This is a genomic window from Rhodococcus sp. WAY2 (genome assembly GCF_009859915.1).
Taxonomy (GTDB): domain Bacteria; phylum Actinomycetota; class Actinomycetes; order Mycobacteriales; family Mycobacteriaceae; genus Rhodococcus_F; species Rhodococcus_F oxybenzonivorans.
The window spans coordinates 5,301,452-5,316,730 of sequence record NZ_CP046572.1; the positions used below are offsets into that span (position 1 = coordinate 5,301,452).

The following is a 15,279-nucleotide window of genomic DNA, read 5'->3' on the forward strand; positions in this document are numbered from 1 at the left end:
CCTTCCCCAGTTCGCATCGCCCCGTATGAGGGGCCTGGGAACGAGGTTACAAGAAGCTGCGCGCGGCGTGCTGGCCAGACGGCGTCGCCGTACCGGTCAGCCGCGCTTGTCCTGCGCGTGCTCCAGGACCCAACCCGCGATCTGTGTTCGTGAGGTGAACCCGAGCTTGGTCAGAATGTGTTCCACATGGCCCTGCGCGGTGCGCGGCGATATCACCAGCTTGGCGGCGATGGCCTTGTTGGTGAGGCCCTGCGCTACCAGCTCCGCGACCTCTCGCTCCCGCTTGGTCAGGCCCGTCGCACTGCTACCGGCGGGCTGTGTCGTGGCCTCGGTGCGCTCGCCGAGGGCGTAGGCGACCGCTCCCTCGAATCCCATGACCGCACCCTCCCTTCTGGCCGCCTCGAATGCGCGCTCACCCAGTAAGGTGCGAGTGAGCCGTTCGCAATCCTCGTGGCGTACGAGCAAGGTGGGGAACAGCACCGAGGTGCTTCCCAGGGCACGGCCCAGCGCCTCTGCGGCCCCCATCAGGATGGCGGCGCGTCGTGCGCGGCCCTCGGTGCCGGCGATCCACGCCAGAGCCTCCAGGGTCATCGAGGCAGTGAATGGATCGTCCACCAACCGGCTCAGCCGCAAGCACTGTTCTAGCAGTTCCGCCGCCTGACCGCGATCGCCCTGCTGCAAGGCCGCCACTCCCAGCGCCCACAGGGAGTACGACCGGTACACCGATTCACAGTGTGCTTCGGTGATGTCCAGAACCTTCTGATGGCACTCGATCGCCCGCGGGACATCTCCCTGCAATTCGTACACCAGCCCGAGCATCATCAGGCCCCATACTCGCGACGACAGGTCGCCGCGGGCGCCGAACACCTCCAGCGCTTCCTCCATACGCGTGCAGGCGTGGGGAAGGTCGCCGCTGACGAGTCCAAGAAGACCGTCTGCATGGGTGACGCGTGCGCGGACCAGCGGGTCGGTTACCTGGGGGATCAGAGCCTGCGCTTCGTCCACCAGGGCCCTCGAGGCCGGAAGGTCACCCTGAACGCCCGCGAACACGCTGGCGGCGTACAGCGCCCCTACTCGTGAAGCGGTCGGTTGCTCGGAGTAATGCGCCAGGGCGCGGTCGAGCCAGTGCCGTCCCTCCCGGAACAGTCCGCGGGAGAGCCAGAACGGGAACAGGGCCGCCGCTATCCGGAGACCGTCCTCGGCGCCGGTACCGGGTTCCTCCGCCAGGCAGAATTCCATCGCCTCACGCAAATTCGACTGTTCCCTCTCGAGCCGCGCTATCCACTCCAGCTGCTGCGGACTGATCCACTCGGCCTCCACCTGCAACACCAAACGCTGATACCAAACGCGGTGCCGTCGTCGCAATATCGAATGGATACCGGTCTGCTCGGCCTTTTCCTTGCCGTAGTCGCGCAGGGTCTCGAGCATCCGGAACCGCACCGCCGAGCCGGCGTCTTCCCGGAGCAGGATCGACTTGTCGACCAATGCCGTCACTGTGTCGAGCAACTCCTCGGGGGTCAGGTCCTCCCCGCAGATCGCCTCGGCAGCATCCAGTTCGAAACTTCCCGCGAACACCGACAGCTCGGCCCACAGCTGCTGTTCCCGAGGCGTACAGAGCTCATGACTCCAGTCGATGGACAGCCGCAGGGTCTGCTGACGTGTCGGTGCACCGCGATTGCCGAGAGTCAGCAGCGTGTACCGGTCGGTCAGCCGCTGCAGGATCTGCTCGGGCGACATCGCACGCAACCGTGCCGCCGCCAGCTCGATCGGCAACGGTAGGCCGTCGAGTTGGTGGCAGATTCGGACCACCGCCATCCGGTTGTCGTCGGTGAGTTCGAATCCGGGCACGGCGGCCGCGGCGCGCTGTACGAATAACGCCACCGCGTCGTACCCGGTCAGCGCCCGCAGCGAGGGCTCGTGGTCTGGGGCCGGGACCCTCAGCGGGGGAACTCGCAGCACCGCCTCCCCGCCGATACCCAAGGGTTCGCGGCTCGTGGCCAAGATCCGCAGCTGCGGACAGGTGCGCAACAGCATCTCGGCGGATGCCGCGACCGCCTCCACCACCTGTTCGCAGTTGTCCAGTACAAGCAAAAGGTGCCTGGAGGCGAGGAACTCCGCCACGACGTCGTCGAGCTGTCGCGCGGGCTGATCCCGCAGCCCCAGGGCCGCGGCAACCGTGTCCGTCAGGAGTGACCCATCCCGCAACTCGCCCAGTTCGACCAACCAGACTCCGTCACCGAACCTCCGCCGGACATCGGCAGCCAGCCGAAGCGCCAGACGCGTTTTCCCGACACCACCGATCCCGGTCAACGTCACCAGACGAGCGGACGACAGCAGCTGTTTCGCCTCGGTCGACTCATGGCGGCGGCCCACGAAGCTGGTGAGCTCGAGCGGCAGATTACTCACCGGAGTCCTCACGGCGGGTGCCATCGATGGAGTAGGTGGTGGAGTCGCCGTGGACCTCGGGCGGGCGCGCGCCGGATCCGGATCGTGTCGGCGGGCGTCCGGTTCGCCGGACAGGGCCATCTCGTCGACGGGGAAGCCATGGTGGAGCTGGACCCGCCGCAGTTCGTCGCCGAAGTCGGCGGCGGTAGCAGGACGCTGCCGCGGATCGGCGGCCATGGCGCGGTCGACTATCTCCGATACGTCTTCGGGAACGCCGTGCTCGCGCAGGTCCGGAACCGGTTGGGTCGTGATTCGGAGGAAGTGAGCGACCACATGCTCACCGCTGTGGCGCTCGAACGCGGCGTGACCGGTGACGGCGCAGAACACCGTCGCACCGAGACCGTAGATATCGGAGGCTTCAGTCGGCGGTTCGCCGCTCAGCACCTCGGGCGCGGTGAAGGCCGGTGACCCGGTCACGGTGCCGGTGGCGGTCTCGAATCCGCCGGCGATATGGGCGATGCCGAAATCGGTGAGCGCCGGCTCCCCGTAGTCGGTGAGCAGGATGTTCCCGGGTTTGAGGTCCCTGTGCAGGACCCCGAGGCGGTGTGCAGTCTCGAGCGCACCGGCCATCTTCACCCCGAGCGTGAGTGCTTCCTCCAACGGCAGTGGGCTGTCGCGGCGTATCCGGACGTCGAGCGAATCCTGCGAGTGGTAGGGCATCACGATGTAGGGGCGACCGCTGTCGGTGGCACCGACGTGGAGTGCGCTCACAATGTGAGGATGTCCGGTGAGGCGGCCCATCGCCCGCTGTTCGCGGAAGAACCGAACCCTGTTCTCCTCGTCGAGGTCCGCAGCAAGGACCTTCACCGCCACAGTGCGGTCCAGCGCCGGTTGCACGCAGCGGTAGACGACACCAAATCCGCCCCGGCCGATTTCGTGGGCGTCCTCGAATCCCTCAGCGCTCAACTCCGCCGTGACCGTGTGGGCCACGCCGCGCTGGGTCTCGAGCGGATCACCTGCGGCCATCGGAGTGTCCTCACCGTCTCCCCGCAGAGCGAGAACAGGACCTGGACGATCCCATCCTCGATGAGGCAACTTGCCTCATCTCGAGGAGAACGTGACTTCAGGATATCGCCGCTTGGCAGGCAAATGGATTGTGATCGAGCATCGGGGGCAACGAACGGGCATCCACGATGCCAGGTCGTCGTCGAGGTCACCGCAGCCCACAGGGTGACCCCACGGTGATCTCATTTCTGTCAGTTGCCGACTTTCGGCAGTAGCAACGCGACGCGTAGTTTCTGGTCGATCGTCTGCGACAGCGTGAGCGTCTCATCCAATTTCTGGCCGAGAGCCTGCGCATTGACGTTCGCATCATCCAGGGATGCCGCTATCCCGCCGAGCGGCACAACGGCCGCACCGGCCTCTCCGCCTGCCCCCCGACCGGCAGAAATTGTGCCCGCCAAAGGGGCATCAGCCTCGGTCAGCGTGGTACCGAGGGTGCCGAGTTGGTCACCGAGAGTGCCCAGCAACTGATTCGCCCGGGTGAGGGAATCGATGACGCCGACCACCTCCGGCAGCCCTTGCCGCGCCGCCTCGGCTGCGGGTGGCAATTGATGCGCCCCGTCGAGCGCGGCATCGGTCGTCGCGTCGAGCTCCTGCGCCTGCACGACACCGTTTTTGAACGTGTCGTTCGTGATGCCCAGGTCTCTCGTAAGGATCAACAAGCCGCTCAACACCGCAATGGTGAATGCCAAGGTGATCGCCCAGGACAACCGAAATCTTTTCTGCATGTGCATCTGCATGTTCACTCCGTCGAACGAAGAAAGGGTATCCGGATGCTCAGGGAAGAGGCAGCGGCGGTAACGGTGGTGCCTCGAAACCCAAGGACGGGATACCGAGACTGTTGAACGGAGGGCCTACCACTGCGAGGAGCGGACCGAACTCCCGAACATGCGCAGCTTCTTCCTGGATCGTCGCCAGCGTCGAGGCGATCCCCGACATCTTCGGGCCGAGTGCGAGAAGAGTGAGTTGCATTGTGGTCAAACCGTCGTGGATTCCCTGCAGCTCGGTCGCGACGGAACCGACCGCCGTCGACAGTCCGTCGACGGTGGCGCCGGCCTCGTCGGAACGCGCGGTAACGTTCGTCACCACGTTCGGCAATGGCGCCGAGATGTCCGCGACCTTCGATGCATTGTCCCTCAAAGTCGCTGACAACGGCGACAGTTCGACACTCCGACCGACCAACACGGCCAGGTCGTTAGACATGGGTCCGAGAACCTGGATGTCCGCCGCCAACCGCGCGTGCTTCGGTTCCAGTTCGACGGTCAGTTCGTCGAGTCGTTGGGCCGAATCGATAATCTGCACGCTCAAGGCCGACGGCCGACCGAGAGGGTCGCTGATATCACGGAACGTGGGAAAGAAGCCGTTGATTGCGCACAAGCCGATGGCGGGCGCCACACCGAGTACCAGCACAACCGCGGCGAAAGTTCGACTGCCCACCATTACTTTCCTCCCGTCGGGGCGGGAATCAGATTTCCCTGCGCCGGAAGCGGCTCGAGTTTGACCGTCGTACGCTCGAGTTCGGCGTTGAGCTGATCGGCCAGTTGCAGTGCAGCCAGAAGCCGATCGTTCACCTTGACCACCGCCACGTCCGCGTCGGCGGAGATGGCGTGTAGCGATCCGGCCGCGCCTTGAAGCGACGAGGAAATGCCATGGAGCTGGTGGGCGATAGTGACGTCGTTGTGACCGGCAGCAACCAACGTATGCATGTCGGGCAGCATTGCGGCCAGCAGATCAACGTCCACCGCCGTCGCCGAATTCAGTTCGGCAAGAACTGTTCTGAGGTCTGCAAGCTCGCTCCGCACACGGGCAGGCGCGGCCAGATCGGCCCGCTCGTCGAAGTACTGATTGGCCTGCCCGAAGTTGTCCACGATGGCGCGGGTGCTTTGCCGAACCGCCAGCCCCTCGGAAATTGCGTTCAGCACGAGCACGAGCAGCACGGCAGACATGACCGCCGCGAGTCGGCCCAGCCATTCGGTGGCAATCGAGTACCTGGTGACAGGGCGAGTGACCGCGAACCCCTCTGATTGCGGATCAGCCGAGGGCAACACGGCACTTCGAGGTGCGGTCAGGTCGGAAGGACCATTCGGGCTTCGGTCTTTACGTCGCATGTCACGTCCAGTCGGTCGAGAGGCAGGGGTGGCGGGCCGGTCGGTATTCAGCCCGGCAATGGAAGCATCTGATTGATCGTCGCCGCGGATTCGACCGCACTCTGTAAGTCGGTGATCAATCCCTCGATCACCGCCAACAAATCTTCGCCCTGCTGACCGAACGCCTGAGCGGAGTCCACCAGGGGAAGGATGACGTTGTGGACCTCACCGAGAATGTGCGCGATCACGGCAAGTTGCTCATTGGTGATCTGGGCGCCTCGAGCGGTGCTCGACAGAGAGCCGGCAACCGGCGTGATGGCGTGATGCAGTTCCGCCAGGAGTGGCCCTAACGCCCTGATGGATTCGAGCGCCGACTCCGCAGTCCCGGTCAGCTGAGTCAGTTCTCCGAGCTCCGTGGTGAGCTGATTGTTGACATCGAGGAAGCTCTCGGAAATGCCGACACTGGTCGCGTTGACTCGTTGCTGGCTCTCCAGGCTCCTGTTCAGATTGAAGATCACGATGGAAAACAGGCCGAGTACGGCGACTGCTACCAGTGCGAGAACCGTTCTGGCCGGTCCACCAGGTCGTCCGAAAAACACCATCAGTTACTTACCTTCCGGACAGATCGGCGGCTGCGGACTCCACGGAAAGACGGGTGTCGTGCACCTGGTCGGCCGTCACACGCACGTCGTCCAGGATGGCCGACATCGTCGCGCGATTATCCGACAAGGCCGTGGCTGCACCGTTCGCCGGTGCCTGCAATGCGCCGACGCGAGTGCTGAGGGATTCGAGTGAACCGACCAGATCGGCGACGTCGACGCCGGTATGGTCGAGAATTTCCTGTAGATCTACCGAAATTGTTCCGACGAGGGTACTGAGCTCAACCGACACCGCTTCTCCCATGCCGAGAACATCGGTCAGGCACTCACGCACCCTGTCCAGTGCCGCGAAGGCACTCACTGTCACGCGCTCGTGCTCGACGAGCCGAGTCAGGGACGGGTTGTAGCGGTCTGCCGCTTCGACAGACTGTTGCAGGCGCCCAGGCGTTGCGGTGAGATCGGAGATTCTCGGGCCGAGATAGAAAACGCCGAATGGGATCAATACCAATACCACTACAGCACGCCCGATCCGGGTACTGCGGGAAACTTCAGGTCCGGACGACACCGATCGAAGCACGGAGGTGTCGACCCCGACTTCGGGCTCCGCGCCATGGTGCACGAGGGCGCCGAGCCTGTGCGAGAGGGCCGCCATCATGACACCACCGGCACAGGCGCGGCAAGGTTGTCGCTGTCGTTGAGCGTGACGGAATGGTTGGGGGTGATGGCGGGTGACATTGGTCCTCCTGGGTCGTGTGGATCCTGAAGAAGGGCACTCTGACCCCGGGTCGGGGTGTGGTGTTTGTGTTATTACGCGCCGTCGCGGGCGGCGATCGCGTTGATGGCGGAGAATTGCAGGGTCCAGAGGTTGGCGTGGTTGGGGTATTTCGCGGACATGGTGGCGACGAGGTCGTCGGCGTCTTTCGCGGTGGGGAAGGCGGTGATGAAGTCTTGGATGTAGGAACGGGTTTGGGCGATCATGGTCTCGACGGCGTAGTCGTCGCCGTCGGGCCTGCGGTGTCCGCAGACGATCATCTTCGGCTGAAGCTTTTCCACGACATCGACGGTGTCGAGCCAGTCCTGCCATTCGGCGGGGGTGGACAGGCCGAGCATCGGGTAGATCTCGTTGTAGATGGAGTCACCGGCGATGACGGTGTCGATCTCGGGGATGTGCACGATGGTCGTGGGGTGGACGTCGGCCTGCTTCACCTCGATGATGTTCAGTGGGGAGCCGTCGACATACAGGGTGTGGCTGTCGAGGGGTTCGGGAAGCGGTCCGGCTGGGATGCAGGCGTCGCCGAACAGTAAATTCCACTGCATGGTCTGAATGTCCATGGTTTCTTTCATGGACTCGATCACGTGGGGCAATGCCACGCATTTGACGTCGGGGAATCGTTCCTTGAGGGGTCCGATGCCGAGGTAGTGGTCTTGGTGGTCGTGGGTGATGTAGATGGTGGTGAGTTTCTTGCCGGTGCGTTCGATCAGGTCGCCGAGGTCCTGGACGTCGTCTTTGAGGTAGAGGGCGTCGATGAGGACGATTTCGGTTGCGCCGCTGATCAGGATGGCGGTGGTGGGGGAGAAGGTGCCGTCCGGGATGCCGGGGAATTCCGCGGCGGGGACGGTGGGCCAGCGGCTGACGAAGACGGTGGCGCGGATGGGGACCGTGGGGGCGTGGGTGGGGGCCGTGGAAGTGGTGGTGTCGGTGGTCATGAGGGGTACCTCCGGTTGCGGTGGGCGGTTGGAAGCTGCGGGTCGTTCAGGCGCGTAGGTGGGTGACGAAGTGGTCGCGTGCGGCGGTGGAGACCTGGTCGAAGCCGGGGCCGGTGTAGAAGTCGAAGTGTCCGCCCTGTGTGACGAGGAGTTGTTTGGGTTCGCGGGCGCGTTCGTAGGCGTCGAGTGCGAGTGCGTAGGGGGTGGAGGTGTCTTCGTTGGCGACGATCATCAGCAGTGGGGTGGGGGAGATCTGGGTGATGAAGCTGCCGGGGTCGTATTCGGAGGCCAGTTCCAGGCTGCGGGCGGTCATTTCGTTTTTCCAGTTCGGGGCGCGGAGCGCCGCCGTTTTGGTGAACCATTCGTAGGCGTCGGTTTGGGGCATCGCGGCCTGCCCCATCGGGTCGGGGGAGACGGCGGGGAGCATCGCGGGTGCGCCGTCGTGGAATCGGTTGGCGCGGTCGGCGGCGAGGTTGTCGCGGACGTGGAGGAGGAAGTCTCCGCGTAGCAGTCGGACCAGGGTTTCCGGTCCCGAGACGAAGGGTACCTGGGCGACGACTGCCTTGACTCGTTTGTCGATCGCGGCGACCATCAGGGCGTGTCCGCCGGCGAAGCTGGTGCCCCAGACTCCGACCCGGTTTCCGTCGACCTCGGGGCGGGCGATGGCGTAGCTGATCGCGTTGCGGATGTCGCGGTACTGCAGGACGGGGTCGAGTTCTTGGCGGGGGGTTCCGTCGCTGTCGCCGAAGTTCTGGTGGTCGTAGGCGATTGCGTTGAGGCCGGCTTCGGCGAAGACGTTGGCGTAGTCGTCGAGGTGCATTTCTTTCACGCCGGACATGCCGTGCACGAGGATGATGACCGGTGCCGGGGTGGTGGTGTTCTGTGCCGGGTAGAACCAGCCGCGGAGGGTGACGTCGCCTTCACCCTTGAATTCGATGTCTTCGCGATTCATGTGCTTTTCCTCTTCACGCCGGGTTGTGTGTCGGACACTGCCAACCTAGGAACCGGCGAGCGGGCACCGATAGAACGAGCGCGCCCTTCACTGGTACCGGTGCGCCAACATCAGTGCAGAAGCGGGCAACCGATCCGCGGCGTCGATCAGGACGTACGCTGCTACCCCTCGGCCCGATCGGCCGCACATTGCTTCGCCGCCTTCGTGCACCATTCGGTCCAGGACAGTTCACTGTCGATGCCTGCCTGCAGGATCAGGTGCTGGAGTCGTTGTCGGCGAGACGTCAAGGGACCTTTGAAGTCCCGATCCTCTATATCGCGGTACGTCTGGAGAAGGGACCGGTGATAGTCCAAATGCTGGTGAATGTCGTCCGTCAGGTCGACGTCGCCCAGAACGGCGGCGGCGCGCATGCGCACGAGGAGCGGATCCCTGAGGGGCACCGGCTCTTGCCTGGTGTCCACCCATTCTCGTAGATATCGCACGCCTGTTTCGGTGATCTCGTATGTGCGAGGTGCGCCCCTGCCTTTGACCTGGCTCGCATGCGGCTGGATGAGACCGTCACCGGTCATGTTGCCGAGTTCACGATAAATCTGCTGGTGGGTCGCATGCCAGAAGTAGCCGATGGACGAGTCGAAGCGTCGCGTCAGCTCCTTGCCCGTGGCAGGGCGCTCCACGAGCGCCGTCAGGATCGCGCACCTCAGCGACATCGATTGCGACCTCCGTTGATTCTCGTGTGACGTATGGCGCTGCCAACTTTACTCATGCGGCCTCACACCACTTGTGCAACAAGTTGCACAAAAGCTAGTCTTCGCAGCGAGACAGCACATAGCCGCTAGCAAAGGACGAGATAGATGACCGCCTTCCGCAGACTGTTCGAACCGCTGCAGGTGGGGCCGTTGACCCTGCCGAATCGGGTAGTGATGGGTTCGATGCACTTGGGCTTGGAAGAAGTCGAAGGCGGATTCGAGACGATGGCGGAGTTCTACGCCGAGCGTGCACGGGGCGGTGTCGGGCTCATCGTCACCGGCGGCGTGTCTCCGAACCATGCCGGCAGGCCGTTCGAGGTGGGCGCGACCATGTCCACCACCGACGACGTACGGCGGCACCAGCTGGTGACACGGTCGGTGCACGACGCGGGCAGTCGAATCATATTGCAGCTACTGCATTTCGGTCGCTATGCCAAGCATCCCGATCTCGTGGCGCCGAGTTCCGTGCGAGCGCCGATCAATCGTTTCGTTCCGCGCGAGATGGACCCGGTCGAGATCGAAGAGACCATCGACGACTTCGCAGCGGCGGCTGTGCTGGCGCAGAACGCGGGTTACGACGGTGTCGAGATCATGGGATCCGAGGGCTATCTGATCAACGAATTCCTCGCGCCCCGTACCAATCACCGCCTCGACGAATGGGGCGGGGACTTCGACAACAGGGCAAGGTTCGCCCTCGAGATCGTGCGCCGCACCCGCCGATCGGTCGGCGAAGACTTTCTGATCTCATTCCGGATTTCCGTCACCGATTTGGTTCCGGACGGTTCCACCTTCACCGAAACGATCGAACTGGCGCGGCGACTCGAGCAGGCCGGGGTGTCGATTCTGAGCACCGGCGTCGGTTGGCACGAATCGAGTATCCCGACGATCGCGTCACCGGTGCCTGCGGGAGCGTTCCGAGACTACTCGGCGAAGATTCGCGCGGCTGTGACTGTTCCGGTCGTCGCGAGCAACCGGATCAACACTCCCGAACTCGCGGAGGCCATCTTGGCCAGCGGTTCTGCGGACCTGGTATCGATGGCGCGTCCGCTGCTGGCTGACCCGGACTTCGTGAACAAGGCGCGCACCGGGAGGGCACACCGCATCAACACCTGCATCGCCTGCAATCAGGCGTGCATCGATCATACGTTGGCCGAAAAGACGACGACCTGCCTGGTAAATCCCCGTGCAGGTCACGAGCTCACGCTGCTGGTCACCCCGCCGAAGGTTGGCAAACGCGTCGGCGTGGTGGGGGCCGGGCCTGCGGGGATGGCATTCAGCGCTTTCGCTGCCCGGCGGGGCCACGAGGTGACCCTGTTCGAAAGTCGTCCCACGCTCGGCGGGCAGTTCGATCTGGCCTGGCGTATCCCGGGTAAGTCGGAGTACCGGGAGACGATCAGATATTACGAGGGTGAACTCGAGGAAGCGGGTGTCTCGGTCCGGCTGAAGACACAGGCTGATGCCGAACTGTTAGTGTCCGAGAATTTCGACGAAATCGTCCTCGCGACGGGAGTAAAGCCACGCGACATCTCGATCGCCGGATCGTCGCATCCGTCGGTGGTCAGCTATGTCGATGTTCTTCGCGGAAGGGCACCGGTCGGTGACCGAGTCGCCATCGTCGGTGCCGGCGGCATCGGTTTCGATATCGCCGCGTTCGTTACCAACGAGGAATCGTCCGATACCGACGCACGCGACGACTTCTTCCAGCACTGGGGAGTGGACGTCGATCCGGATGTTCCGGGCGGAGTGCGGGCACCGGTGAAACGGGGAGCCGCGCGCAGGGTCTATTTGCTTCAGCGGAAGACCGACAAGGTGGGTGCGGGCCTCGGGTTGACCACTGGCTGGATCCACCGGGCACACGTTGCGTCTCGCGGAGTCGAGATGATGTCGGGGGTTACTTACGAGGCCGTCGACGACGCCGGTCTGCACATCACCGTGAATGGTCGCGCCACCACGCTGGAGGTGGACACGGTCATCGTGTGTGCCGGACAATTGCCCGAGCGTGACATCTACGACGAGTTGCTGATCCGCGGGATACCGACACACCTCATCGGGGGAGCGTCGGTCGCTGCGGAACTGGACGCCAAACGCGCCATTCGGGAGGGCGCGGAATTGGCCGCCAGCATCTGATCGCCGGCGGCTCCTCACCGAATGAGGGAGGAGCGGTCCGTCTGGTCGGCGAACCGCTCCTCCGGTTGGTCGTTGCAGGGTCTCCGGTTCAGCGGTGCACCACTCAACGATCCACAGCTCAGCTCGCGTTCACCTTGGGCATGATCTCCTCGGTCAGACGTTTGAGGTCGTCCATGGTCTTCGAGGTCGGCACGTCCCTGAACGGTGGCCACAGAAGCGGCATTGTGAGGCCGGCCTCCTTGTAGCTCTTGAGCCGATCCTCGATTTGTTGAGCCGTACCCGCAAGCAAGTTCGTGGCCTTGCCCGCCGGGCTTTGATCGACCGGCTCATCGGTGATGACGAACCAGATCATGCTGCACATGTCGAAGCCGTCAGGGAAGTCCCGGCCGAGTAAGTCCAACTCGCGCTTCATCTCACCCTTCCAACGCTTGATGTCTTCGGGTGAGTCCTGGATACCGATCCATCCCTGTAGACCGTACTTCGCGATCCGCTTTGCCGAGCGCTTCGGATCCTTGAGACCTGAGAAGTAGATCGGCGGCCCAGGTTTCTGGATCGGCTTGTGACCGAATCCTGATAGCGGGAAGTCGGCGAATTCGCCGTGGTACTCGAACAACTCGTTGGACCAGATGCCCTGCATGATTTCGATCGTCTCGCGCACGTGCCCGTGTCGCCGGGGAAACAGGTGCGGGACGCTGGCGGCCGCGAACTCCTCGGGCATCCAGCCCGCCCCGACCCCGACGTTGAGTCTGCCATTGGATAGGTGGTCCTGAGTGGCGAGTTCTGCGGCGAGGACACCGGGGGAACGGTACGGGGTGTCGATGATGCTCATGCCGATCCGCACCTTCCGGGTCTTCGCGGCCAGCCATGGGATCAGAGTCATTCCTTGAAACCACTTGCCTCGCGAGATGACCGGCACGCTATTGGGCAGGTCGGTCATCATGCCGAACGGGTATTGAAGCTCCGCCCGGTCGGAGGTTTCGGGGACGACAATCCGGTCTAGCGTCCACACCGAATCGAAATCGAGGTCCTCGGCGAGGGCGGTGAGGTCTTCGAGCTCTTGCAGCGTCACGTGGTCGCGGAAGTTCGGAAGGTAGAGAGCTAGCTTCATCGATCGGGCTCCTCACAATGTTGGTGGCGACGCTCCGTCAACTACCACTGTGGGCTGTGCTGACTTCGGCGTGCGTGTTTCGTAGGGTGGGTTTGTCGATTTTGCCGACGGCGTTTTTGGGGATGGCTTTGATGATGTAGGCAGTGGGTCGTTTGTAGCCGGTGAGATGTTGTTCGCAGAGTGTGGTCAGTGCTGTGGTGTCGATGGTGGCACCTGGCCGTGGTTGGACGTAGGCGACGACGATCTCGCCCCACTTCTCGTCGGGCACCCCGATTACAGCGGCTTCGAGGACCGAGGGATCTGTAGTCAGGACATCTTCAATTTCTTTGGGGTAGATGTTCTCTCCGCCGCGGATGATCATGTCCTTCGACCGGCCGACGAGGATGAGGTAGCCGTCGGGGTCGAAGTGGCCGACGTCACCGGTGTGGAGCCAGCCGTCGACGAGGGTGCGTGCTGTTTCTTCGGGGCGGCCGAGGTAGCCGCGCATGATGTTGGGGCCGCGGACGATGACCTCACCGTCCTGGCCGGTGGCCAGTTCGGTGCCGTTGTCGTCGACGATGCGAATTTCCTGGCCGATGAGGGTGAGTCCTACGCTGCCGGCGCGGCGGGGACCGTGGACAGGATTGCAGGTGGAGACACAGGTACCTTCGGAGAGTCCGTAGCCCTCGATGAGTGGGAATCCGTAGCGGGTTTCGAACCGGGTCAGCAATACGTCTGAGGCGGGTGCGGCTCCGCAGGCCCCGAATCGCAACGACGAGGTGTCGGGGACGAGCTCCGGGGGGAGCGCGGCGAGCATGTTGTAGATCGTGGGTACCGCGCTGAAGTAGGTGGGGCGTTCACGTTCGACGAGGTCGAAGAAGGTTTTGGGGTCGAACCGGCCGACGATGACGGCGCTGCCGCCAGCGAGCAATGGGGAGAGGATGCTGACAATGATGCCGTTGACATGAAAGAGCGGCAGGATCAGCAGCGAACGGTCCGTTGGCCCCAGCGCCAGTGCCACGCCCATCATTTCGGCCATGGCCTCGATGTTGCTGTGGTCGAGCATGACGCCCTTGGGTGTGCCGGTCGTGCCGCTGGTGTAGACGAGTAGCGACAGGGCGGTCGGGTCCAGGATCGGTGCTGGATCGAACACCGCAGGGTCGGTGTAGAGGGCTTCGGCGGAGAGAGTAGGGGTGTCCGGTGTGGTCGAGTCGTCCTCGATGACCAGCAGGCTTGCATGGGAGTCGCGTAGTTGGCGTTCGACTTCGATGTCGGTCATGCTGGGATTGACCGGTGTGACGGTGGCGCCGATCCGCCAGGCCGCGAAGAGGAGCACCACGAACTCGAGGCGGTTGGTCAGTTTCACGGCGACGACATCGCCGGCACCGATCCCGAGGTCGTGCAGGTGATGTGCAGCCGCCCGTACGCGAATGAGTAGTTCGGCGTTGGTGAGCGACTGCCGCCCGTCGGAGATCGCCGGCCCGTGCGGGTCCAGATCGGCGCGGTGGTCGGGCAGGGAAGCGAAATGCATGGCGTACCTATCGGGTCGGGGCGCGGTGGGAAGTCGATGGGCGTGGGGGTGTGGTGTTTGTGTTATTACGCGCCGTCGCGGGCGGCGATCGCGTTGATGGCGGAGAATTGCAGGGTCCAGAGGTTGGCGTGGTTGGGGTATTTCGCGGACATGGTGGCGACGAGGTCGTCGGCGTCTTTCGCGGTGGGGAAGGCGGTGATGAAGTCTTGGATGTAGGAACGGGTTTGGGCGATCATGGTCTCGACGGCGTAGTCGTCGCCGTCGGGCCTGCGGTGTCCGCAGACGATCATCTTCGGCTGAAGCTTTTCCACGACATCGACGGTGTCGAGCCAGTCCTGCCATTCGGCGGGGGTGGACAGGCCGAGCATCGGGTAGATCTCGTTGTAGATGGAGTCACCGGCGATGACGGTGTCGATCTCGGGGATGTGCACGATGGTCGTGGGGTGGACGTCGGCCTGCTTCACCTCGATGATGTTCAGTGGGGAGCCGTCGACATACAGGGTGTGGCTGTCGAGGGGTTCGGGAAGCGGTCCGGCTGGGATGCAGGCGTCGCCGAACAGTAAATTCCACTGCATGGTCTGAATGTCCATGGTTTCTTTCATGGACTCGATCACGTGGGGCAATGCCACGCATTTGACGTCGGGGAATCGTTCCTTGAGGGGTCCGATGCCGAGGTAGTGGTCTTGGTGGTCGTGGGTGATGTAGATGGTGGTGAGTTTCTTGCCGGTGCGTTCGATCAGGTCGCCGAGGTCCTGGACGTCGTCTTTGAGGTAGAGGGCGTCGATGAGGACGATTTCGGTTGCGCCGCTGATCAGGATGGCGGTGGTGGGGGAGAAGGTGCCGTCCGGGATGCCGGGGAATTCCGCGGCGGGGACGGTGGGCCAGCGGCTGACGAAGACGGTGGCGCGGATGGGGACCGTGGGGGCGTGGGTGGGGGCCGTGGAAGTGGTGGTGTCGGTGGTCATGAGGGGTACCTCCGGTTGCGGTGGGCGGTTG

Annotated in this window: 13 protein-coding genes; 1 reads left to right on the forward strand and 12 read right to left on the reverse strand. The window is 63.7% G+C overall.

From position 1 onward, the window contains the following. Positions 1 to 96 precede the first annotated feature (96 nt). The 9 genes from GFS60_RS23935 to GFS60_RS23975 form a co-directional block, all read right to left on the reverse strand. Complete coding sequence (locus GFS60_RS23935) at positions 97 to 3,411, reverse strand: protein kinase domain-containing protein (RefSeq protein WP_159925138.1); 3,315 nt, start codon at positions 3,409 to 3,411, stop codon at positions 97 to 99. Positions 3,412 to 3,641: 230 nt separating this feature from the next. Further along, positions 3,642 to 4,187 (reverse strand): hypothetical protein, encoded by a 546-nt coding sequence (locus GFS60_RS23940; RefSeq protein WP_159925139.1) that lies wholly within the window; start codon positions 4,185 to 4,187, stop codon positions 3,642 to 3,644. Positions 4,188 to 4,224: 37 nt separating this feature from the next. Next, the gene (locus GFS60_RS23945) at positions 4,225 to 4,887 is read right to left on the reverse strand and encodes a hypothetical protein (protein ID WP_159925140.1); all 663 of its coding nucleotides are present in this window, start codon (positions 4,885 to 4,887) and stop codon (positions 4,225 to 4,227) included. Next, entirely contained in the window at positions 4,887 to 5,555 is a 669-nt protein-coding gene (locus GFS60_RS23950) for a hypothetical protein (RefSeq protein WP_236603272.1), read from the reverse strand. Before GFS60_RS23950 ends, GFS60_RS23945 begins: the two co-directional genes overlap by 1 nt. Before the next feature lie 47 nt (positions 5,556 to 5,602). After that, positions 5,603 to 6,136 carry a hypothetical protein gene (locus tag GFS60_RS23955; RefSeq protein ID WP_159925141.1) on the reverse strand — a complete coding sequence of 178 codons (534 nt, stop codon included), beginning with the start codon at positions 6,134 to 6,136 and terminating at the stop codon, positions 5,603 to 5,605. A gap of 7 nt (positions 6,137 to 6,143) precedes the next feature. Then, positions 6,144 to 6,788: a hypothetical protein gene (locus GFS60_RS23960; RefSeq protein WP_236603273.1), complete on the reverse strand. Its 645-nt coding sequence runs from the start codon at positions 6,786 to 6,788 to the stop codon at positions 6,144 to 6,146. A 152-nt stretch (positions 6,789 to 6,940) separates the two neighbouring features. Next, positions 6,941 to 7,840, reverse strand: a complete 900-nt coding sequence (locus GFS60_RS23965; RefSeq protein WP_159925143.1) for an MBL fold metallo-hydrolase — start codon at positions 7,838 to 7,840, stop codon at positions 6,941 to 6,943. A 46-nt stretch (positions 7,841 to 7,886) separates the two neighbouring features. After that, complete coding sequence (locus tag GFS60_RS23970; RefSeq protein ID WP_159925144.1) at positions 7,887 to 8,792, reverse strand: alpha/beta hydrolase; 906 nt, start codon at positions 8,790 to 8,792, stop codon at positions 7,887 to 7,889. Positions 8,793 to 8,953: 161 nt separating this feature from the next. Then, a complete protein-coding gene (locus GFS60_RS23975; protein WP_159925145.1) occupies positions 8,954 to 9,499 on the reverse strand; it encodes a PadR family transcriptional regulator in 546 nt (181 codons plus the stop codon). A gap of 144 nt (positions 9,500 to 9,643) precedes the next feature. On the opposite strand from GFS60_RS23975, the gene GFS60_RS23980 reads away from it, so the two are divergent. Beyond that, complete coding sequence (locus tag GFS60_RS23980) at positions 9,644 to 11,665, forward strand: NADPH-dependent 2,4-dienoyl-CoA reductase (protein ID WP_159925146.1); 2,022 nt, start codon at positions 9,644 to 9,646, stop codon at positions 11,663 to 11,665. A gap of 118 nt (positions 11,666 to 11,783) precedes the next feature. Here GFS60_RS23980 and GFS60_RS23985 read toward each other — a convergent pair whose 3' ends face one another. From GFS60_RS23985 to GFS60_RS23995, 3 genes are all read right to left on the reverse strand, one after another. Further along, on the reverse strand, positions 11,784 to 12,773 hold the full coding sequence (locus GFS60_RS23985; RefSeq protein WP_159925148.1) for an LLM class flavin-dependent oxidoreductase: 990 nt from the start codon (positions 12,771 to 12,773) through the stop codon (positions 11,784 to 11,786). 37 nt (positions 12,774 to 12,810) lie between these two features. Further along, positions 12,811 to 14,283 carry a class I adenylate-forming enzyme family protein gene (locus GFS60_RS23990; RefSeq protein ID WP_159925150.1) on the reverse strand — a complete coding sequence of 491 codons (1,473 nt, stop codon included), beginning with the start codon at positions 14,281 to 14,283 and terminating at the stop codon, positions 12,811 to 12,813. A gap of 65 nt (positions 14,284 to 14,348) precedes the next feature. Further along, on the reverse strand, positions 14,349 to 15,248 hold the full coding sequence (locus GFS60_RS23995; protein ID WP_159925143.1) for an MBL fold metallo-hydrolase: 900 nt from the start codon (positions 15,246 to 15,248) through the stop codon (positions 14,349 to 14,351). Positions 15,249 to 15,279 lie beyond the last annotated feature (31 nt).